Raw genomic sequence first — 19,509 nt, 5'->3', positions numbered from 1 at the left:
CGCTGCACTAACGAAGGTAGACTGTTAGTGGCACTAACGCAACAGTGGAGGACCCGCCCATGAGCCCCGCCCCCGAGGACGCCACGCCCGAGCGGCTGCGCGCCATCCCCAGCCGGCTGCTGGCCGGGGCCGCCGCGGCCGCCGACCGGCTGGTGGCCGAGCGGCTGGCCGCCGCGGGCGCCCGCAAGTGGCACTTCGCGGTGCTGGTCGCGCTGGCCGAGACCGGACCCGCCAGCCAGGCCGAGCTCAGCCGCCGCACCGGCATCTACCGCAGCGACATGGTCGCCGTGCTGAACGAGCTCGCCGACGCCGGCTTCCTGGTCCGCGACCCCGACCCGGTCGACCGCCGCCGCAACGTCATCACCCTCACCCCCGCCGGGCGCACCCGGCTGCACCGCCTGGACGCCCTGGTCTCCGCCGCCCAGCAGGACCTGCTCGCCCCGCTCGCCCCCGCCGAGCAGGCCGAACTCACCCGCCTGCTGGCCCTGTTGAACGACCGTCACCGCCCCCCGCACGGAGACGGGAACGCCTGACGGGCCGCCGGGGTCCCGGCGGCCCGTCAGGCGGCGCTCACCAGTCCGAGTTGCTCGCGCCCAGGCCCAGCAGCACCTGGTCGAAGCCGTTGCCGTCGCTGTCGTCGGTGTAGGAGATCGCCAGGCTGCCGAACGGGGAGGAGGCGACGGCGAGTTGCTCCTGGCGGCCGGTGGTGCTCCGGCTGACCGACTGGGCGGGCAGCCGGCCGGTGGAGCTGCCGTCGGGGTTGAGGCCCCGGGCCCGGACCGCCGGGTCGGTGCCGGAGACGCTCCAGCCGACCACGGCCGCCCGCTGGTCGTCGATGCCGACGGTGGGGCTGCCGGCCCCCGGGCCGTCGGAGACCTCGACCTCGGCCGGGCCGGGGGTGCCGGTCGCGGTGAACGAGCGGGCCCAGACGCCGCGGGTGCCGGTGTGGTCGGACTCCCAGGCCACCGCGAAGTCGCCGTTGAAGTCGGCGGCCACGGCCGGGTGCTGCTGCCGGCCGGCGCTGATGCTGTTGGCGCTGCGGCGGGTGAGGGTGACGGCCCCGTTCGCCTTGGCCAGCTCGACCAGGCCGATCTGGTCGTAGCCGTTGCCGTCGGTGTCCTCGTCCCAGACCACGACCGCGTCGCCGGAGGCGGAGGTGGCGACGTCGGGGTTGTGGTGGGCGCCGCCGGTCGCGTTGACCGTCACCTCGTACGCCTTGGTGGCCGTCCCGGTGAACCCGGCGGCCTTCACGGTGGCCGCCGCGCCGCTCTGGACGTCCTCCCAGACCACGGTGAACGCGACGGCGGTGGTGCTGCCGGGCGCGCCGTCCGGGTCGACGGCGACGCGCGGGTGGGTCTGCTGGCCGTCGGCGTTCGCGTTGGCGCGGCCGGAGCCGAGCAGGGCGCCGGTCGGGGAGAGCACCCGGTAGGCGATGTTGTAGTAGCCGTTGCCGTCCGGGTCCTCCGCCCACACCACCACCGCGTTGCCCCGGTCGTCGAGGCCGACGTCGGGCTGCAGGTGCCGCCAGGCGGTGCCCGCGGTGCCGCCCGCGGAGAGCTTCTGCTCGTAGACCGGGGTGCCGTTGCGGAACGTCCGCACCCACACGTCGCTGTGCGCGTCGTCGCCGGGGTCGGTGGTGTCGCGGTCGTCCTCCCAGACCACCGCGGTGTCGCCGAGGCGGTCGGCCGCGATCGCGGAGGTGTCCTGGTCGCCGGTGGCGGTGCTGTTCGCGGCCGTCCAGGAGGTGGGGCCGGCCGCCGAGGCGGGGGCGGCCGGGGCGAGCAGGGCGGCGAGGGCGGTGGCGGCCGCGCCGAGGGCGGGAAGTCTACGCATCGGCCAACCCCGGCTGTCCGTCGTGGAGGTGGAAGGTACGGGCGGTGGTCGCCGCCGCGCCGTGTTCGGTCACCGTCGCCACCGAGCGGAAGTCGGCGGTGATCTGCGCCGGCGTGATCCGGGTGCGGACGTAACCGCGCCGGTCGGAGTAGAAGCGCAGGTGCGGGTTGAGCGCGCCGTTGGGGACGGTGGTGGTGGCGCTGCCGTTGCCGCCGCTGGTGATGGAGGTGCAGACCAGTTCGGAGCCGATCGTCGCCGAGGACGGGTTCGCGTAGTCGGCCTTCAGGTCGTTGCCCCAGGAGGCGTGCACGTCGCCGGTCAGCACCACCGGGTTGCGCACCGCCCGGTCGATGATGCCCTGCTGGATCCGGGCCCGGCTGGCCCGGTAGCCGTCCCAGGCGTCCATGTTCATCGCGCCGGCCGCGTTCACGTTGCGGGCGAAGAACACCTGCTGGCCGATCAGGTCCCAGGTGGCCAGGCGCCGGCCGAGGCCGTCGAGCAGCCACGCCTCCTGGGCGGCGCCGGTGATCGAACGGCTGGTCAGGTCGGCGTCGGCGCAGACCTTCGACCCGTCGCCGCACGCCTGGTCGTCGCGGAACTGGCGGGTGTCGAGCAGGTGGAAGGTGGCCAGGGTGCCCCAGCGGACCCGGCGGTAGAGCTGGATGCTGTTGCCGTTGGGCGTGGCGGCGGCGCGCAGCGGCATGTTCTCGAAGTACGCCTGGTAGGCGGCGGTGCGGCGGGCGGTCCACTGGGCGGCCGTCAGGACGGGGCTGTTGTCGGCGCGGACCGTGCCCGCGTAGTTGTTCTCCACCTCGTGGTCGTCCGGGACGACCAGCCAGGGCGCGATGGCGTGTGCGGCCTGCAGGTCCGGGTCGGTGCGGTAGAGGGCGTAGCGGCGGCGGTAGTCGGCCAGCGAGACGATCTCGCTGCCGAGGTGTTGGCGCACGCCGTTGGTGGTGGCGCCGCCCTCGTAGATGTAGTCGCCCAGGTGCAGGATCACATCGGGGCGGTCGTCGGCCATCCGGCGGTAGGCGGTGTAGTAGCCGCTCTCGTAGTGGGCGCAGGAGGCGAAGGCCATCGTGAAGTCGCGCCCGACGGTGGTCGGGGAGGGCGCGGTGCGGGTGCGGCCCACCGGGGAGACGAAGCCCTGGGCGCGGAAGCGGTAGTAGTACTCGGCGTCCGGGGCGAGGCCGCCGGCCAGCACGTGCACCGCGTGGGCCTGGGCGTAGCGGGCGGTGGCCGTGCCGGAGGCGACCAGGGTGGCGAAGTCCTCGCGGGCCGACACCTGCCAGTCGACGGCGACGTCGGCGTCGGGCATGCCGCCCTGGCCGTCGGCGTTGGTCGGGGCGGGGGCCAGCCGGGTCCAGAGCACCACGCTGCTGTCGTCCGGTTCTCCGGAGGCGACGCCGAGCGTGAAGGGGAAGGGGGTGGCGGTGGCCGACGGCTGGGCCGACGCCCCGAGCGGGAGCGCGACGGCGCCTGCGGTGGTGAGCCCGCCGAGGAGGAAGATGCGGCGACTGAGGTTGCTCATGGCCGCCCATGCTGGCGGGCCCGGGTGAACTCCGGCCGCTGCCACGGAGGCCGCCAAGTGACATGGCAGCGGCGGGAGTTGACGGCCGTTACCGGTGCACCGGGCAGGTGGCGTGCCGGTACGGGGCCTTCGGGCCCCGGACCGGGCTCAGTTCGGCCTCCCAGTCGCCGGAGATCACACCGCGGCGCAGCACGAACAACTGGTTGGCGCGGCGGCGCAGTTGGGCGCGGTACTGCCGGACGGTCTGCTCGCCGTTGACGGCGAGTTCGGTGACGAACTCCTCCAGCAGGCAGTTGGGGCAGGCCCCGGAGGGGTGGTGGCGGTCGCGGGGGACGCCGGCCTCCTCCAGGCCCCAGACCGTGATGGTGCCGTCCGGGCCGACGCCGGTCATCAGGGCCGGCGGGGAGCCGTCCGCGGTGCAGACCTCCAGCAGCCGGGCCCGGAACGCGGCCGGGTCGACCGTGGCCTGCGGCCTGTTCGCCGCCCTGACGGCGAGCACCAGCAGGTGGGCCAGCAGGGCCGCGACGGCCGTCACGCAGCCTGCGGCCAGCAGCCAGCCGGGGCCGCCGCCGAGACCCAGGCCGATGGCCAGGGCCGACCAGAACGCCGCGGCGGCGTAGTCCCCGCTGCGGGCCCCCACCCGCGCCAGGATCCGCGCCACGGACCACCCGGCCAGCACCGGCAGCGCCACCATGCCCGCGGTCTGCCACCCGCTCATGCCGCCCCCCTGACTCCCCCTCCGCTGAGGATGTCCGCCCGGAGGGGCGTCCAACCTCGACGACGGGCAGAGACGGGGCGGTCCGTACCGCGGGCGGGTGCGCGGGGGGGGTGCTCCCCGGAGGGGGCGGCGAGGGGTCAGCGGCGACGGGTGGTGCGGGTCGGGACGGCGAGGCGGACGGGGCGGTCGGCGGGGGCGGCGAGCAGGTCGTTCAGCTGGTCGGTGACGGTGCTGCGCAGTTCGTCGTCGTCGGTGAACTCGTGGTCCTGGAACAGCGAGTGGCCGGTCCACATCAGGTTGGCGCAGACCTGGGCCGGGACCTGGCCGGTCTGGGCGCCGAGGCCGACCAGCGCGACGGAGGCGATGCTGCCGGGGGTGGCGGCGTTCTGCCGGTGGACGGCCTGGAAGGCGGCGGCGCAGGCGAGGGCGACGTTCAGGGTCTGGCTGACGTCCTGGTGGGAGGTGCGCATGGTGGGGGTGGAGATCAGGAAGCGGGGCACGGCCGCGCCGGAGGGCACGCAGACGGCGCTGCCGACCTTCAGCTCGCCGCCGTGGCCGTCGCGGATGGCGCGCTGGACGCGCAGCTGGATGCCCGCGCCGAGGTGGCGCTTGACGACGGCGTCGAGGCCGCCGTTCATCAGGCCGCGGGAGTTGGTGGGCGTCACCCAGGCGTCGACGTCCACGTCCAGGATCGAGCCGGTGCGGACCTCCACGCCCGGAGTGCCGGCGAACGCGGTGCGCCAGGCGGCCACCACGTCGGTGTTGAGATCGGTCAGCACCACGCGCAGCGGCTTGGGGGCGTGCTTGACGGTCATACGGGCGAACTCCGTTCGGCCGGGGGCTCGTTGTCGGTTCCGACGCTACCGGTGGGCACTGACAGGGGCGGACCTGCGGCCTGTCGGCGGCGTGCCCTAGCGTGATCTTCGATCGCACCCCCTCCCGTGCCCCCTCCCGCACCCCTTTCGCATCCCCTCCCGGTTGGAGTCCGCCATGACCGAACCCACCTCGCCCACCTCGCCCGCCGCCTCCGCCGACGACCCGCTGGCGCTCGCCGAGCTGTTCAAGGGCGGCGGCGAGGACTGGTTCCCGGTGCTGAAGCGGTCGATCGAGCTGCACCGGGACGCGGCGTCGTTCATCGGGCCGAACCGGCCCCAGGACGTGGTTCCGGTACGGGAGTTGACGTTCCAGGCGCTGAAGCCGAACCCGCCCGGCAAGTGGAAGGTGGTGGTGTTCGGGCAGAACCCGTACCCGCGGCCGGAGAGCGCGACCGGCATCGCCATGTTCGACAACACCTTCCAGGACTGGAAGGACAGCCAGTTCGGCCGGGTGGTGAGCATCCGCTGCATCATCAAGGCGGCGGCGATGTGGAAGTACGGCATCCCGAAGAAGACCCCGATCGCCGACCTGCGGGCGCTGCTGGCGCAGCAGGGCACCGTGCAGCCGCCGGAGTGGTTCCAGGCGATGCTGACCCAGGGCGTGCTGCTGCTGAACGCGGCGCTGACGGCGAGCAGCGACGGTTCGACCTCCCCCGCGGTGCACACCAAGTTCTGGAAGCCGGTGGCGGAGAAGATCGTGGAGGAGATCCTGCGGGCCAAGCAGGAGGGCCCGGAGGAGGACCGCGGGGTGGTGTTCGCCTGGTGGGGGACGCACGCGCGGGCGCTGAAGCAGTCGGTGGAGTGGATCGCCCGGCGCTACCCGGACGTCCAGGTGCGGCACATCGACCACCCGAACCCGGCGGCGCAGGGCGACATCTTCTGCGACGGCGAGCACTTCGCGCAGGTGAACGCGGCCCTGGAGGGCCTGGGCGCGGACCCGGTGGACTGGCTGCCGAGCGCCGGCTGGCAGGCCGCGGCCGCCGCCGAGGGGCGCACCGACGCGGGCACCGCCTCCCGGATGGAGGCGTTCATCGCCTCCACCATGGAGCTGCACCAGCTGTACCTGGAGCGGCTCGCCTCGGTGAAGGACGAGGGCCTCGAACTGCCCGCCGTCACGGGCGTGTTCGACCTGGAGCGGCTGGGCTTCCGGGAGGCGGTGGAGCCGGTCGCGGCCCTGCTGCGCGGCCTGGAGCGGCACGTCGGCTCGGCGCACGAGTTCGGCAAGCGGCACGCGGACGCAACGGCGGACGCCACGGCCGGGACGCTGGACGCGGAGGCGGTCGCGGCGCTGCACCTGTACACCTGCGAGTCTGCGTTCTACCGGGAGCTGAACGCGGCGCTGCGCCACCCGGACCGGGCCCGGCTGACCCCGTACCTGCCGTACCTGCGGCTGCTGTTCGACGCGGTGGGCCGGCTGCCGGTGCGCCCGGAGCCGCTGTGGCGGGGCGTGGCGCTGGACCTGCGGGCGCAGTACCCGCTGGGGCGGACGGTGACCTGGTGGGGCGTGTCCTCGTGCACCTCGCGCCCGGCGGTGGCCCGCTCGTTCCTGGGCAGCCGGGGCAAGCGCACCCTGTTCGAGGTGCGGCCGGCCCGGGCGGTGGGGATCCGGCAGTTCTCGGCGTTCACCGAGGAGGAGGAGTACATCCTGCTGCCCGGCACCCAGTTGACCGTCACGGACGTGGTCGCGGAGCGCGGCGGGCTGTGCACGGTGACGCTCACCGAGTCGGCGGAGCCGCCGCTGGTCTCCTGAGCGGCGCGCGGCGTGCCGGGCGGGGGCGCCGGGCGCCGGCGGGGGCACCGGACGTCGGCGGAGGCGTCTGGCGCCGACCGAGGCTTTCGGTGCGGTGGCCGGTTGCGGCGCGGTGGCCGGTTGCGGCGCGGTGCGCCCCCCGGCCCGGCGTACGCCCCTTGTCCTGGCCCCGGGATCTTCCCTGCCGGGGGCTGGTTTGATTGACTGCGCTTCATGACCTCCCGTGTGTTCGAGTCCGTGCCGCCCGATCCGATCGCCTACCTGGACCGGCTGGCCGTCTCCGAACTCGGCCGGGAGTACAAGTCGGTGATGCTGGCGGCGCTGGCGGTGGAGCCCGGGCAGACGCTGGTCGACCTGGGGTGCGGGCCCGGCGCCGACCTGCCCGCGCTGGCCGCGGCCACCGGCCCGGAGGGCACCGTGCTGGGCGTGGACCACGACCGGGAGGCCGTGGACGCCGCCGCCGAGCGGACGGCCCATCTGCTGCAGGTCGACGTCCGGCTCGGCGACCTGCACGAACTGCCGCTGGCGGACGGGAGCTGCGACCGGGCCCGGACCGACCGGGTGCTCCAGCACGTCGCCGACCCGGGCCTCGCGCTGCGCGAGGCGCGCCGGGTGCTGCGCCCGGGCGGGCTGCTGGTGCTGGGCGAGCCGGACTGGGGGACGCTCACCGTCGACCACCCGGACGCCGCGCTGACCGCCGCGTACACCCGGTACGTCACCGACCAGGCGGTGCGCAACGCCCGGATCGGCAGCCAACTCCCGCGCCTGGCAGCCGAGTCCGGGCTGGACGTGCTGGACGTCCACCCGCTCACCCCGGTCTTCCGCGAGGTCGGCGCCGCCGACCGCGTCCTGGGCCTGCAACGCGTCACCCGCCGCGCGGTGGCCGCGGGCTACTTCTCCCCCGACGACGCCGACCGCTGGCTCGCCCACCTGGCCACCGGCACCTTCCTGGCCACCGTCACCTTCCACGTGGTCACGGCCCGCGCCTGAGCGGTCCGGGGCCGGGCGCTCTCAGGGCCGGGTGCTCTCAGGGCCGGGCGCTCTCAGGGCCGGGCCCCGAAAGCGGTTCGGAGCAGGTCGGTGAAGAGCGCGATCGGGTCGGCCCAGCCGCTGCCGGGGTCGGTCCAGTCGGCGGTGGTGTTGGCGGTGAGCAGGCGGGTGCCGTCGGCGGTGGCGAAGGCGTACGTCCAGGAGCCGAAGACGGCGCCGCCCATGCCCCAGTAGGTGCCGCCGCCGGGCGGGGCGAGCGAGCAGATGCCGAGGCCGTAGGCGGTGTCCGGGATCCAGTCGCGGGTGGCGACGGTGGTGAGCAACTCCCGCTGCTGGGCGGGCCGGAGGAGGCGGCCGGAGAGCAGTGCGGCGAGGAAGCGGTTGAGGTCGGGGGCGGTGGAGACCATCGCGCCCGCGGCCCAGAACGGGGCCGGGTCGAGCTCGGTGGCGTCCAGCACCGGGGCGTCCGGCCCGGTGCGGAACAGCTTGGTCCAGTGCCGGGCGTGCGGCGCGGGGAGGGCGTGCTCGTCGGCGCCCGGCAGGTGGGTGCCGGTCAGGCCGAGCGGGCGGCAGATCCGCCGCTGGATCTCGGCGGCCAGCGGCTGCCCGGTGGCCTGTTCGACGAGCAGCCCCGCCAGCACGTAGTTGGTGTTCGAGTACGCCCAGCCGGTGCCCGGGGCGAACCGGGGCGGGTGGGCGGCCGCGATCCGCAGCAGCGTCTCGGGCCCGTGGACGGGGTGGCTGTTCAGCTCCTCCGGATGGTCGGTGTAGTTGGGCAGCCCGCTGGTGTGGTCGAGCAGCCTCCGGACCGTCACGCCTCGGGCCAACTCGTACGCATTGGTGGATAGTTGGTCGACCACCGGGGCGTCCAGGACGATCCGCCCCTCGGCGGCGAGCTGGAGGACGACGGTGGCGACGAAGGTCTTGGTGATGCTGCCGATCCGGAACCTGTCGTCCCGGCTGCGCTCCTGCCCGCCGACGGTGGCCCCGGCGTGCCAGGTCCGGTCACCGTCGTGGACCTCGACCAGGATGCCGGGGACACCACCCCGGGTGACGGCCCGTTCGAGGAGTTCCCGGACGGCGGCGTCGTTGTTGCTGTTGTTGCTGCTGCCGTTGCTGCTGTGCATGTCGGTCGCCCCCTGGCTCGACTGCGCCTGCCTACTGATGGGCCGTCAGTTCGGTTGCCCTGGCGATGAGTTGTTCGCGGTCGACGCCGGAGAGCGCGAGGGCGCGGGGCACCGTGCCGACCTCGGCGCGCAGGATGCCGAGCAGCAGGTGGGCGGCGGACTGGTCTTTCTTGCGGGCGGTGGCGAAGCTCCGTTCGAGGGCGAGCTTGGCGGAGGCGCCCAGCCGGGACGCTTCGACTCCCGGGGTGGGGCGGGGCAGCCGGTGGGCCTCCGGGGAGATGCCGACCGCGTGCAGGCTGTGCGCGAACTCCCGGTCCAGCGCGGCCCGTACGCCGTCGCGATCCAACCCGGCGTCGGCCAGCAGGCGGCGGACGGCGGCCGCGGATTCGGGAGCCGGATCGGCGGCGAGGGCGAGCAGCAGGTGGTGGGCGTCGGTGGTGGGCGATCCGTCCTGCCGGGCCTCGTCGGCCGCCCGGAGCAGCAGCGCGTGCAGGTACCGGTCGAACGCGCTCATTCGCCTCGCCTCCTCAGCGCGACCCCGCCCGCGATCAGCCGCTTGGCGTGCTTCTTGTGGACGGCCTGCCGGGTGACGCCGAGCGCCTCGGAGACCTGCGGCCAGCTCCAGCCGGCCCGCATGGCCTGTTCGACGGCGGCGTCCTCAAGCCGGTCGGCGAGCCGCCGCAGCGCGGCGACGGCGGCCAGGCTGTCGGCCGGGTCCGGCGGGAGGGGTGGGGCGTCTTCCAACGACATGCGAGCAACTTAGGTTGACTGACCAGCCGTAGTCAACCCTGGTTGCTCCCCGGCGGCCGTGCCGGGACGGACGGCCCCGGACCGGAAGCGCACCGCGGACGAGGAGTCGGCGCAGGGCGAGGAGCGGGCGCGGGACGAAGAGCGGGCGCGGACGGTGGCCTGGGCCGCGTCCCGTGGATCGCCTGCCACCTCGGCCCGCCGGCCCCGGCGTGTCACTCCCCCGGTCGGGCCCGCCTCTCGTACCGGGTGCGGGCCAACCGGTGGGCGGTGCGCAGGAGTTGGCGGACGTCTTCGGTGGTGCGCCCGGCCGGGTTCACCACGGCCAGCCAGCCGGCGGCGGCGTAGACGGGGTGGGCGATCACGGTGTCATCGCTGTCGTCGGCTCCGTCGGCTCCGTCGGTGCCGTCGGTTCCGGGGGCCGGGGTGCGGCCGGTCCGGTGGGCGAGTTCCTCCTTGCCGGCGGCGATGTTGACCCGGTAGGCGCCCGGCCGGTCCAGGCGGGAGGTGGTGTCGCCGGGGTAGTCCTTGGTGACGACCGTCGCGAAGGGCTGGCCGGTCTTCGGGAGGGCGCCGTCGGGCGCGTAGTAGAAGAAGGCGTCGCCCCAGCTGATCTCCGGGGTGCCGTCGCCGGGGGCGGGGCGCAGGGTCAGGACGCCGTCGAGGGCGGCCGTGAAGTCGATGATCTCGTCCATGGCCATGTGCTCTAGCGTGGCATTCACATGCTTGTGGAGACTTCGGCGGTCGAAAGGCGGGAATCCGGGTGCAAAGTCTCAACTCGGGGGTGCTGCGGACGGTGGACGTGGCGCGGCGTGCCGGGTGCTCGGTGCAGCAGGTCCGCAACCTGGAGCGAGCCGGGGTGCTGCCGCCCACCGACCGCACTGCGGCCGGGTACCGGGTCTACACCGAGGTGCACCTGCACTCCGCGCTGGCCTACCGGTCGCTGGTGGCGGGCGCGGGCCCGGCCGAGGCCGGGCGGATCGTCCGGGCCTTCCACCGGCCGCCCCGGGCGGAGGCGCTGGCGCTGCTGGACGCGGCGCACGCCCGGCTGGACGCCGAGCGGGCCCGGCTGCGGCTGGCCCGGGAGGCGGCGGGGGCGATCGCCGAGGAGCCGATCGGCGAGGTGCGTGTCTCGGACGCGATGGGCGTCTCCGAGCTGGCCGCCGCCCTGGGCGTGCGCCCCTCCGCGCTACGGCACTGGGACGCGGAGGGCCTGGTCGTCCCCGACCGCGACCCGGTCCGGGGCACCCGGCGCTACACCCCGGCCCAGGTCCGCGACGCCCGGATCGTCCACCAACTGCGCCTGGCCGGGCACCGGATCGGGCCGCTGCGCGCCCTGCTGCCCGAACTGCGCGGTGCCCGCGGCCCGGTGGAGGTCACGGCGGCGCTGGCGGCCCGGGACGAGGGCCTGACCGCCCGCTCGCTGGCCCTGCTGGAGGGGGCCGCCGCACTCGGCGCGCTGCTGGCCTGCGCCCGGGCCGGGAGCTGAACCGGGGCTGGGCCGGGGCCGGGGCCGGGGGCTGAACCGGGGCCGGGCCAGCGGCCGAGCCGGGGCCTGGGACCGAGCCGGGCCGAACCGGTCAGCTGTGGCAGGAGACCGCGAGGACCACGGCGTCCGGGTCGAGCGCGTCCAGGTGGTCGTTGGTCTCCTGCCAGTAGGCCGCCGAGTCGCCGCGCCGCCTGATGTCGGTCCAGCTGCCGTCCATCCGCAGCAGGGCGTAGCCGGGCAGGGCGGAGGCGCGGGCCAGGGCGAGGTTCTCCGCCCGGTCGGGGGTGAACGGGAACGGCCAATAGGGCTGGGGGCCGCCGGACGCGACCCATTCGTCGTGCCGCCGCCCGATGATCCGGGCGTGGGCTTCGCGCAGCGCCTCGAAGTCCAGCAGCCCGCGCGGGCCGCCGTCGCAGCGGTGCGGCAGGCCGTGCAGCCGGTCGCGTTCCGGGTCCGGCTCGTAGTCGTCGTGGACCAGCAGCCGCGGGTCCCCGGCGGCCTCCGGGAGGTGCAGCAGGTAGGGGCCGTCCTGCTGGTGGAGGCTGTAGTAGTCCCATTCGGCCCGGGGGTTGTAGGTGCTGAGGAAGTAGCCGCGTCCCGCCTCGTCGACGTACACGTGGTTGGGGTCGCCGGGCGGCTGGTCGAGCCTGCGGTTGACGGTCTCGGCCACCTCGGCCCAGCTGAGGCCGTCCCGGTCCGGCAGCGTCCCGTTCTCCCGCATGCCCCGGACCCAGCCTTCGTCCTGCGGCCGCTCGGCGGCGTAGTCCCGGTACTGGGGCACCTCCAGTTCGATCCGGTAGGGCGCGAGGCGGGTGGCGGTCTCCTGGTAGTAGCGGTCGGGCGGCGTCGGCGGCAGGACGACGAGCATTTGGTAGTGCGACATCGGTTTCCCCTCCGGGTGGTCCGGCCCGGCCGGGCCCGGTGGTTCGGACCGGCCCGGCCCGGCCGGGCGCGATCGGCCGGCGCAGTCTGGCACCCGGCCGGGCGGGGGTGCATCCGGGTTTCGCGTGGGCCGGGCCGGGCGGGGTGCGGCGGGGGCGACGTGGCGGGGCGTCAGGTGCCGTCGGCGGCTTCGATCTGCCGGATCAGGCGTTTGAGCTGGGCGACCTCCTCGCGCAGGGCCTGTTCGCCGGCCGGGGTGAGGGTGATCCAGGTGCGGGGGCGGCGGCCCTCGTAGCCCTTCTCGACGGCGACCAGGCCGGCCTTCTCCAGGACGGTGAGGTGCTGGCCGAGGTTTCCGGCGGTCAGGTCGAGGGCGGTGCGCAGGAAGCCGAACTCGGCGCGGCGGGCCTGGTGGGCGACGGTGAGGATGCCGAGGCGGACGCGCTGGTGGACGGTGTCGTCCAGGGCCTTGGCGGGGTGCTGCTCGACGTCGTCGGGGCTCTCGGTGGGGGTCTCCGCGGAGGTCACCGGGCGGCCTGCGGGCGGGCGCGGCGGGTGGCGAGGCCGAACAGCAGGGCGCCGGTGAGCAGGTACAGGGCGGGGATGCCGTGCCGGGTGACGGCGGACCAGGGCCCGGCGCCGTGGCCCCACCAGCCGGAGGTGACGGGGGCGAGTTCGACCAGCAGGTAGCCGAGGGCGAACAGGGCCAGCGCCCGGCCGCGTTCGATCCGGGCCAGGACGAGCAGCGGCACGCCGATCGCGGCGGCCCCGCCGAGGAACTGCTGGAGCAGCAGGGTGCCGCGCGCGTTCGCGGCCAGGTGCAGGCCCCAGAAGTCGAGGTCGGCGCCGGGGGCGGGCTGGGAGGCGCCCCACCAGGTGGTGACGGCGAGGGCGACGACGGCCGCGGCCCCGGCCAGCACGTACGGGCGCACGGGGGTACCGACGCCGCGGCGGCGGGAGCGGCGCAGGTAGCAGAGGGCGGTGACGGCGTACGCGACGAGCAGGCCGACCGTCCAGTAGGCGGGCGCGCCCTGGTGGGTGAGCGTGCAGGTGCCTCCGGGGCCGGCCGGGCCGCCGGGGCAGGGGACGGCCTCCTGGCGGTAGGTGAGCCGGCCGACCAGGACCCCGCCCAGGGTGACCAGGCCGAACAGCAGCAGCGGGATCCACGCGTCGCGCTGGACCGCCCGCACCTTCCTGGTCAACTCGCCGAGGGCTGACCTGCAGGTTCTCCCGACGCTCCGTCAGGCCCGGCCGAGCGCGCGGTCGACGGCGATCTCGATCACCACCCGCCCGGGGTTCTCCCGGGGCTGCCGGTAGCGCTCGGCGTAGCGGCGCTCGGCGTCGGCGACGGACTCCGCGTCCCGCCGGATCACGGCCCGGCCCTCCAGGGTGGCCCAGCGGGCCCGGTCGACCTGGCAGAGCGCGACCCGCTGCCCGGCCTCGCCGGCCGCGAGCACGTTGCGGACCTTGCGGCTCCCCCCGTCGCTGATCACCCGCGCGATGCCGGTGACCGGGTCGAAGGTCGCCCCGACCGGGACGACGTGCGGGGTGCCGTCGGGGCGCAGCGTGGTGAGGGTGCACAGCTGGTACTCGCGCCAGAAGGCGAGGTAGGCCGGGTCGAGGTTGCGGATGTCGTGTGCCATGGTCCGCATGCTAGGACTCAGGAAGGTCCTCGCCCACTTCGGATGCCCCGTTGACCGGCTCGGCCCGTCCGCACTGGGCTCGCGGCCCTCCGCGGCGCGGGGGTCGAGCACCTGCTGTCTCCGTGCGGGGCAGGGCGGGGCGGGGCGGCGATTACCCTTTGGGCTGTGACCGAGTCTCCCCCTTCCGCGGCCCGGGGCTGGTGGCGACCCGGTGCCGGGATCGTCGTGCGCGCGGGGCGTCGCACGCTCGTGGAGTCGCTGTACCTGCTGACCGCGCCGGTGACCGCCCTGGTCGGTGTGCTCCTGGTGTGCGTCGGCGGGGCGCGGTGGTCCGCCGGCCTGGAGCGGTGGCGGATCGCCAAGCTGCGTGCCCTGACCGCCGGTACCGGCACGCCTGGGCAGGGGAGCGCCGCCGCCTCGTCTGCCCCGCGCGTGCCGTCCGCCCCGGGGCCGTGGCTCGATGCGGGACACGCCGTGGCGGTGCTCCCGGTAGTCCTGGTCACTTCGGTCGTGACGGCGCTGTGGTGGTTCGTCAGCGCGGCCAGCCTCACCTCCCCGCTGCGCGCCCGGCTCGATCCCGGTCCGCAGCACCCCATGACCCTGGCCGTGGGCGCCCACACCAGCATGAGCATCCAGCTCGGATCGCCGAACCTGCATGCCGCCTTCGGTCTCACGCTCGGTCTGCTGGTGCTGCTGACCTTGCCGCTGGTGACCCGGGTGTGCGTCGCGGCCCAGGCCGGGCTGGGACGAGTGCTGCTGTGGGACGAGTCCGCGGTGCTGGGCAGGATCAGGGGGCTGGAACAGGAGCGGGACACCGCCCGGGCCCAGACCGCTGCCGCGGTGACCGCCGAGGCTGCCGCGCTGCGCCGGCTCGAACGCGACCTCCACGACGGGCCGCAGCAGCGGCTGGTCCGCCTGGCGATGGAACTGGGCCGCGCCCAGCACAACCTCGACAGGAGGCCGGCGGCCGTCCGGGAGGCGCTCGCCGACGCCATCGTTCAGACCCGGGAGACGCTGGACGAGCTGCGGGCCCTGTCCCGTGGCATCGCCCCGCCGATCCTCGTCGACCGCGGCCTGCGCGAGGCGCTCGCCGCGCTGGCCTTCCGCTCCCCCGTCCCGGCCGAACTCGATGCCCCGGCAGGCCCGGACCTCCGGCTGGATCCCGCGGTCGAGACGGCTGCGTACTTCGTGGTCTCCGAGGCGCTGACCAACGTGGCGAAGCACAGCGGCGCCGGCCGGTGCGTGATCGGTCTGCGCCACGAGGCGGGGGCCTTGCGCGTCTGGATCCGCGACGACGGGGCGGGCGGCGCGGCTCTGGGCAAGGGGCACGGCTTGCAGGGGCTGGAGGACCGGCTGCACGCTGTCGGCGGTCGACTGCTCATCACCAGTCCGAGCGGCGGCCCGACGACGATCACCGGGGAGGTACCGTGCCGTTGAGGGTGGTGGTGGCGGACGACGCCGTGCTGTTGCGCGAGGGCCTGGTCCGGCTGCTCGCCGAGGAGGGCCACGAAGTGCTGGCGGCGGTCGGCGACGGCCCGGCACTGGTCGAGGCGGTGCTCAGGCACCGCCCGGACGTGTCGGTCGTCGACGTGCGGATGCCGCCGACCCACACCGACGAGGGCCTGCGCGCGGCGATCACCGCCCGCGCGCAACTGCCCGGCGCCCCGGTGCTGGTGCTCAGCCAGTACGTGGAGGCCGGCTACGCCGCCGAGTTGGTCGCGGACGGCGCCGGAGCGGTCGGCTACCTGCTGAAGGACCGGGTCGCGCGGGTCGCGGAGTTCCTGGACGCCCTGGCCAGGGTCGCCGACGGCGGTACGGTGCTCGACCCCCAGGTCATCGCCCAACTGCTGGCCGGTCAGCGCCGGGAGGGCGCTCTGGGGGCGCTGACCGCGCGGGAACGGGAGCTGCTCGCCCTGATGGCCGAGGGCCACTCCAACACGGAGATCGCCCGGCGGATGGTGCTGTCGGCCAGCGCGGTGGAGAAGCACATCGGCAGCATCTTCGCCAAACTCGGCCTGCCACCCGATGACACCCAGCACCGCCGGGTGCTCGCCGTCCTCGCCCACCTCAGGGCCTGACGGCGGCGCAGCCGCGCCGCGGACCGCGCTCGCTCCGGGCGGTGGGGTGCGGCCTGCACCCTGCGGCCAGCCACACCCCAACTGTCCGGCGCACCCCGGTGACCTGGCGGTTCCCCCGCGACACAGTGGTCGGCATGACGACACCGGCACAACCATCACAGTTCCCGGACCCGCGAAAGCGGAGCCGGACGGGCCCGGGCGAGCGGGAGCTGGCCGGGACGGCCTCGGACGCGCGGGAGCGGGCCGGGACGGGCTCCGGCACCGGGGCGCCGCGCAGGCGGGCCGTCGGGCTCCCGGCCGTCGGGCTCCCGGCCGCGGCCGTTCTCTTGGCCGCCGCGTTCTTCCTGGCCCCGCCCCTGCTGGTCCCCGGCGGGTTCGGCGACTTCCCGCACGGCTTCCTCACCTACTGGTCCTCCGGCCGCCGGGCCTTCTCGCCCGGCCTCCAGCACCTCGTCGACCGGCAGTTCCATGACCACCTGGTACGGGTGCTGATCGCCGTTCCGCTGCTCGCGGTGCTGGTCGCGCTGGCCAAGCGGTTCCGGCGGTTCCGGCTGCTGTCCGGGGCGCTCGCGCTCGTCGCGGCGGCGCTGTTGATCGAGAACGTCCAGGGGGTCGTGTCGCCCTTCGGCACGCTGCTGCCGCTGCTGGCACCCGGTCTCGCCAAGCCCGACCGGGTCGCCCTGTTGGCACAGGTCCGCGATCAACTCGGCCACGGCCAGGTGTCGCCCGCCCTGCGCGTGATGCTCGACGAGTACGTCCGGTGGCACATGGTCAAGGCCGTGCTCTGCGGTCTCCTGGCAGGCGCCCTCCTCGGTCTGTCAGTGGCGGTGTGGCGCCGCCGGCACCGGTGGTACTGCCTGCTCACAGCCCTGTCGGCAGCGGCCGCGCTGGTCGTCGTGGCAGCCAACGTGACGACCGTGGCCGACCCTGACCCGGGTCTCCTGTCCCTCCTCCAGGGCGATTGGTGACGTCCGTCGGCGCCGCCACGGGATCCGCTGCACCGTCTCCGGCTTTCGGTCCACGGTCCAGTGCGGCCGACGGGCCGACCCGGGCGCGGTGGCGGCGGGGTGGAGCGGTAGCGTCGCCGCTGGTGGGGGCGGCCCCTGCCGTGGTCGGAGGGGAGTTTCGGGTGTCGGCGGTCGAGACGTGGGCGGAGAATCCGGAGGCGGCGGGTCCGGAGGCGGTGGGCGCAGGCGCACAAGGGCATTGGCCGGCACGGGAGTTCGCGGTGGACGGGTTCGCGGGGGACGCCTCGGCGGTGCCGGCCCGGCCTTCGGTGGCGCTGCTGGAGCTGGAGGGCCTGACGCTCGCGGACGGTCCGAAGCGGCGCGGCAAGCTGCTGCGCGAGCGGGTGCCGCTGGAGTCGCACGTGCGGCTGGTGCCGTCGGCGTCCCGTCCGGAGGTGGTGGCGGCGGTGGAGTCGGCGAACGTGGGCCGGCTGCCGCACCTGGTGCCGCTGCGGGTGGGCCGGATGGCGGCGTCGCCGTTCGCGTTCCTGCGCGGTTCGGCGGGCCTGATGGCGCACGACCTGGCGACGACCCCGGTCAGCGGTGTCGCCGCGCAGCTGTGCGGCGACGCGCACGCCGCCAACTTCGGCCTGTACGGGGACGCCCGGGGGCGGCTGGCGCTGGACCTGAACGACTTCGACGAGACGGTGTCCGGCCCGTGGGAGTGGGACCTCAAGCGCCTGGCGGCCAGCCTGGTGCTGGCGGGCCGGCAGGCGGGCGCGGGTGAACTCGCTTGTCGGCAGGCGGCGTTCGACGCGGCGGCGACGTACCGGCGGACGGTGCGGCAGCTGGCGAAGCTCCCGGCGCTGGACGCCTGGAACGCCTGGGACGCCATCGCCGACCACCAGTTGGTGGAGTTCGCGGGCGCGCACGAGCTGAGCGACCTGCTGGCGGCGGTCTCGGCGAAGGCCCTGCGCAACACCGGGGCGAAGTTCGCGTCGCGCTCCACCGTCCGCACCGAGGACGGGGGTTGGCGGTTCGTCGCGGCGCCGCCGATCCTCAGCGAAGTGACGGACCGTCAGGCCGAGTTGGTGGCCGGGTCGTTGGCGTCCTACCGGCACACCGTTCCGGCGGAGCTGCACCCGCTGCTGGCCCGGTTCCGGGTGCAGGACGTGGCGTTCCGGGTGGTGGGCACCGGCAGCGTCGGCACCCGCTCGTACGTGGTGCTGCTGACCGACCGCAAGGGCGGGCCGCTGGTGCTGCAGGTGAAGGAGGCCCGGGCCTCGGTGCTGCTCCCGCACCTGGTGCGGGCCGGGTTCCCGGTGCCGCCGGAGGGCGAGCACGAGGGGCGCCGGGTGGTGCTCGGGCAGAAGCGGATGCAGGTGGTGTCCGACCCGCTGATGGGCTGGACCAGTGTCGCCGGACTCCCCTACCAGGTACGGCAGTTCCGCAACCGCAAGGGCAGTGTCGACCCGGCCGCGCTGACGCCTTCCCAGCTCGACGACTACGGCCGGCTGACCGGCGCCCTGCTGGCCCGCGCCCACGCCCACACCGCGGACGCCGCGCTGATCGCCGGCTACTGCGGCAAGGACGAGCGCCTCGAGGAGGCCGTCTCCCGGTTCGCGGTCGCCTACGCCGACCAGTCGGAGGCCGATCACGCGGCGCTGGTCGCCGCGATCCGGGCCGGCCGCCTCGCCGCGGAGCCGGTGCCGGGCGTCTGAACGCGGCGGAGGCGGAGCGGGGCGGAGCGGCACGCGGCGGAGGCGGGGCCGCGATCGCGCTGGTTGCGGTTCCGTCTCCATTCCGGTCCGGCCTCGCCGCGGCCCGTCCGATCCTGACACATTGGCCCTCGAACTGGACCACTGTGACAGGAGATTGACGATGGTTTCGGAAGACGGAGCCGTGTCGGCCACCGCGGGGGCGGCCGAGGCGGAGAACGTCGAAGCGGAGAGTGTCGGGACGGGAACGGACGCAGCGGGGAGGGGAGTTGGCGACGCGGCCGGCGGGAGCGGGCCGTCGTTCGAGAAGGTGACCGCACCTCCCTCACCGCCCACGCCGCCCGTGCCGCCCGTGCCGGTGGGCCCGCCACCGCCGTCCGGGCTGCCGGGCACTCCCCCGCCGCCGCCTGCCGCTCCGCCCGCCGCCCCGACCGCCGCGCCGGGGACGCCGTCCGTCCCGCCGCCGGTGCCCGGTCAGCCGCCGTTGCCCGGCGGGGTGCCGTTGGCCCCGGTCGCGGCCGCTGCGGCCGCCGCGGCGGTGGCGCAGGAGCGGAAGCGTCGGCAGGTCCTGCTGGGCGTGGGCGGGGTGCTGCTGGTGGGTGCGCTGGTCGCGCTGGGGGTGGGCGTGTTCGGCGGTGACGGCGGTGGGGGTGTTCCGCGGCTGCCCGGTTCGGTGGAGGGGGTCAAGTTGCGGGCGAGCTCGGAGCGGAACGACTTCCCCAAGTGGGAGGAGACCAGCTCCAGCATGGTGGCGATGGGCGCCTCGGAGCCGCAGGCCGCCGCGTACGGTTCGGTGCCGGGGGACGATGCGGGCACCTCGTTCGGCGGGGACCGCAACGAGGCCCGGTGGACCGTCATGCTGGCGAAGTCCAGTCCGGCCTTCGAGCGCAAGATGGTCTCGCTGATCGAGACGGGTTCCTCCGACGACCGGCCGCCGCGCCTGGTGAAGTCCTCGCTGCCCGGGTCGCTGTACTGCGACTCCTACCAGGATGACGCCTCCCCGGAGGACCGGGCCACCGACACCCTCACCTGCCTGTGGGCGGACGATCAGTACCTGATCGTGGTGGAGGGCGTGGGCGTCGAGGAGCAGTTGGTGCCCGAGGTCGTGGAGCGCATCCACCGGGGCAACGAGCACTGACCCCGCCGTTCCCCGCCGCGGCCCCGTCCGACCGGGGCCGCGG

General features: G+C 75.1%; 21 protein-coding genes. 9 read left to right on the top strand and 12 right to left on the bottom strand.

The window, feature by feature from the left end; all coding sequences use genetic code 11:
- The first annotated feature begins 59 nt into the window (after positions 1 to 59).
- Positions 60 to 533: a MarR family winged helix-turn-helix transcriptional regulator gene (locus EDD39_RS25480; RefSeq protein ID WP_123559666.1), complete on the top strand. Its 474-nt coding sequence runs from the start codon at positions 60 to 62 to the stop codon at positions 531 to 533.
- A gap of 37 nt (positions 534 to 570) precedes the next feature.
- On the opposite strand, the gene EDD39_RS25475 is transcribed toward EDD39_RS25480, so the two are convergent.
- The 4 genes from EDD39_RS25475 to EDD39_RS25460 form a co-directional block, all read right to left on the bottom strand.
- Positions 571 to 1,833, bottom strand: a complete 1,263-nt coding sequence (locus tag EDD39_RS25475; protein WP_123559664.1) for a hypothetical protein — start codon at positions 1,831 to 1,833, stop codon at positions 571 to 573.
- Positions 1,826 to 3,364 carry an alkaline phosphatase D family protein gene (locus EDD39_RS25470; protein ID WP_123559662.1) on the bottom strand — a complete coding sequence of 513 codons (1,539 nt, stop codon included), beginning with the start codon at positions 3,362 to 3,364 and terminating at the stop codon, positions 1,826 to 1,828. Before EDD39_RS25470 ends, EDD39_RS25475 begins: the two co-directional genes overlap by 8 nt.
- Before the next feature lie 88 nt (positions 3,365 to 3,452).
- Entirely contained in the window at positions 3,453 to 4,082 is a 630-nt protein-coding gene (locus tag EDD39_RS25465) for a hypothetical protein (RefSeq protein ID WP_123559660.1), read from the bottom strand.
- A 137-nt stretch (positions 4,083 to 4,219) separates the two neighbouring features.
- Entirely contained in the window at positions 4,220 to 4,897 is a 678-nt protein-coding gene (locus tag EDD39_RS25460) for a macro domain-containing protein (protein WP_123559658.1), read from the bottom strand.
- Positions 4,898 to 5,072: 175 nt separating this feature from the next.
- On the opposite strand from EDD39_RS25460, the gene EDD39_RS25455 reads away from it, so the two are divergent.
- Complete coding sequence (locus EDD39_RS25455; protein ID WP_123559656.1) at positions 5,073 to 6,707, top strand: ADP-ribosyltransferase domain-containing protein; 1,635 nt, start codon at positions 5,073 to 5,075, stop codon at positions 6,705 to 6,707.
- Positions 6,708 to 6,920: 213 nt separating this feature from the next.
- Positions 6,921 to 7,697 carry a methyltransferase domain-containing protein gene (locus tag EDD39_RS25450; protein ID WP_123559654.1) on the top strand — a complete coding sequence of 259 codons (777 nt, stop codon included), beginning with the start codon at positions 6,921 to 6,923 and terminating at the stop codon, positions 7,695 to 7,697.
- Positions 7,698 to 7,750: 53 nt separating this feature from the next.
- On the opposite strand, the gene EDD39_RS25445 is transcribed toward EDD39_RS25450, so the two are convergent.
- The 4 genes from EDD39_RS25445 to EDD39_RS25430 all read right to left on the bottom strand — a co-directional run bounded on the left by EDD39_RS25445 (position 7,751) and on the right by EDD39_RS25430 (position 10,272).
- Positions 7,751 to 8,824 (bottom strand): serine hydrolase domain-containing protein, encoded by a 1,074-nt coding sequence (locus EDD39_RS25445; RefSeq protein WP_123559652.1) that lies wholly within the window; start codon positions 8,822 to 8,824, stop codon positions 7,751 to 7,753.
- Between the two features lie 31 nt (positions 8,825 to 8,855).
- Entirely contained in the window at positions 8,856 to 9,338 is a 483-nt protein-coding gene (locus tag EDD39_RS25440) for a Clp protease N-terminal domain-containing protein (protein ID WP_123559650.1), read from the bottom strand.
- Positions 9,335 to 9,574: a hypothetical protein gene (locus EDD39_RS25435; RefSeq protein WP_123559648.1), complete on the bottom strand. Its 240-nt coding sequence runs from the start codon at positions 9,572 to 9,574 to the stop codon at positions 9,335 to 9,337. The genes EDD39_RS25440 and EDD39_RS25435 overlap by 4 nt, the downstream gene beginning before the upstream one ends.
- 212 nt (positions 9,575 to 9,786) lie before the next feature.
- On the bottom strand, positions 9,787 to 10,272 hold the full coding sequence (locus tag EDD39_RS25430) for a DUF6194 family protein (RefSeq protein ID WP_123559646.1): 486 nt from the start codon (positions 10,270 to 10,272) through the stop codon (positions 9,787 to 9,789).
- Between the two features lie 62 nt (positions 10,273 to 10,334).
- Here EDD39_RS25430 and EDD39_RS25425 point away from each other — a divergent pair, with 62 nt between their 5' ends.
- Positions 10,335 to 11,060, top strand: a complete 726-nt coding sequence (locus tag EDD39_RS25425; RefSeq protein ID WP_123559644.1) for a MerR family transcriptional regulator — start codon at positions 10,335 to 10,337, stop codon at positions 11,058 to 11,060.
- 91 nt (positions 11,061 to 11,151) lie between these two features.
- Here EDD39_RS25425 and EDD39_RS25420 read toward each other — a convergent pair whose 3' ends face one another.
- The 4 genes from EDD39_RS25420 to EDD39_RS25405 all read right to left on the bottom strand — a co-directional run bounded on the left by EDD39_RS25420 (position 11,152) and on the right by EDD39_RS25405 (position 13,585).
- Positions 11,152 to 11,943, bottom strand: a complete 792-nt coding sequence (locus EDD39_RS25420; RefSeq protein WP_148089520.1) for a hypothetical protein — start codon at positions 11,941 to 11,943, stop codon at positions 11,152 to 11,154.
- A 170-nt stretch (positions 11,944 to 12,113) separates the two neighbouring features.
- Complete coding sequence (locus EDD39_RS25415; protein ID WP_123559640.1) at positions 12,114 to 12,470, bottom strand: winged helix-turn-helix domain-containing protein; 357 nt, start codon at positions 12,468 to 12,470, stop codon at positions 12,114 to 12,116.
- A complete protein-coding gene (locus EDD39_RS25410) occupies positions 12,467 to 13,144 on the bottom strand; it encodes a hypothetical protein (protein ID WP_148089519.1) in 678 nt (225 codons plus the stop codon). The genes EDD39_RS25415 and EDD39_RS25410 overlap by 4 nt, the downstream gene beginning before the upstream one ends.
- A 39-nt stretch (positions 13,145 to 13,183) precedes the next feature.
- Positions 13,184 to 13,585, bottom strand: a complete 402-nt coding sequence (locus tag EDD39_RS25405; RefSeq protein ID WP_030912199.1) for a pyridoxamine 5'-phosphate oxidase family protein — start codon at positions 13,583 to 13,585, stop codon at positions 13,184 to 13,186.
- Positions 13,586 to 13,750: 165 nt separating this feature from the next.
- On the opposite strand from EDD39_RS25405, the gene EDD39_RS25400 reads away from it, so the two are divergent.
- The 5 genes from EDD39_RS25400 to EDD39_RS25380 all read left to right on the top strand — a co-directional run bounded on the left by EDD39_RS25400 (position 13,751) and on the right by EDD39_RS25380 (position 19,466).
- Positions 13,751 to 15,022 (top strand): sensor histidine kinase, encoded by a 1,272-nt coding sequence (locus tag EDD39_RS25400; RefSeq protein WP_208765580.1) that lies wholly within the window; start codon positions 13,751 to 13,753, stop codon positions 15,020 to 15,022.
- Positions 15,019 to 15,663 (top strand): response regulator transcription factor, encoded by a 645-nt coding sequence (locus tag EDD39_RS25395; protein WP_123560875.1) that lies wholly within the window; start codon positions 15,019 to 15,021, stop codon positions 15,661 to 15,663. The genes EDD39_RS25400 and EDD39_RS25395 overlap by 4 nt, the downstream gene beginning before the upstream one ends.
- A gap of 134 nt (positions 15,664 to 15,797) precedes the next feature.
- The gene (locus tag EDD39_RS25390) at positions 15,798 to 16,631 is read left to right on the top strand and encodes a hypothetical protein (protein ID WP_148089518.1); all 834 of its coding nucleotides are present in this window, start codon (positions 15,798 to 15,800) and stop codon (positions 16,629 to 16,631) included.
- 161 nt (positions 16,632 to 16,792) lie between these two features.
- Entirely contained in the window at positions 16,793 to 18,331 is a 1,539-nt protein-coding gene (locus EDD39_RS25385; RefSeq protein WP_123559633.1) for a DUF2252 domain-containing protein, read from the top strand.
- 493 nt (positions 18,332 to 18,824) lie between these two features.
- Positions 18,825 to 19,466 (top strand): hypothetical protein, encoded by a 642-nt coding sequence (locus EDD39_RS25380; protein WP_148089517.1) that lies wholly within the window; start codon positions 18,825 to 18,827, stop codon positions 19,464 to 19,466.
- Positions 19,467 to 19,509: the final 43 nt, after the last annotated feature.

It is taken from the genome of Kitasatospora cineracea (assembly GCF_003751605.1).
In the GTDB taxonomy this organism is placed as follows: domain Bacteria; phylum Actinomycetota; class Actinomycetes; order Streptomycetales; family Streptomycetaceae; genus Kitasatospora; species Kitasatospora cineracea.
Note: the sequence above shows the minus strand (reverse complement) of the source record. Positions and strands in the feature narration are given on the sequence as shown.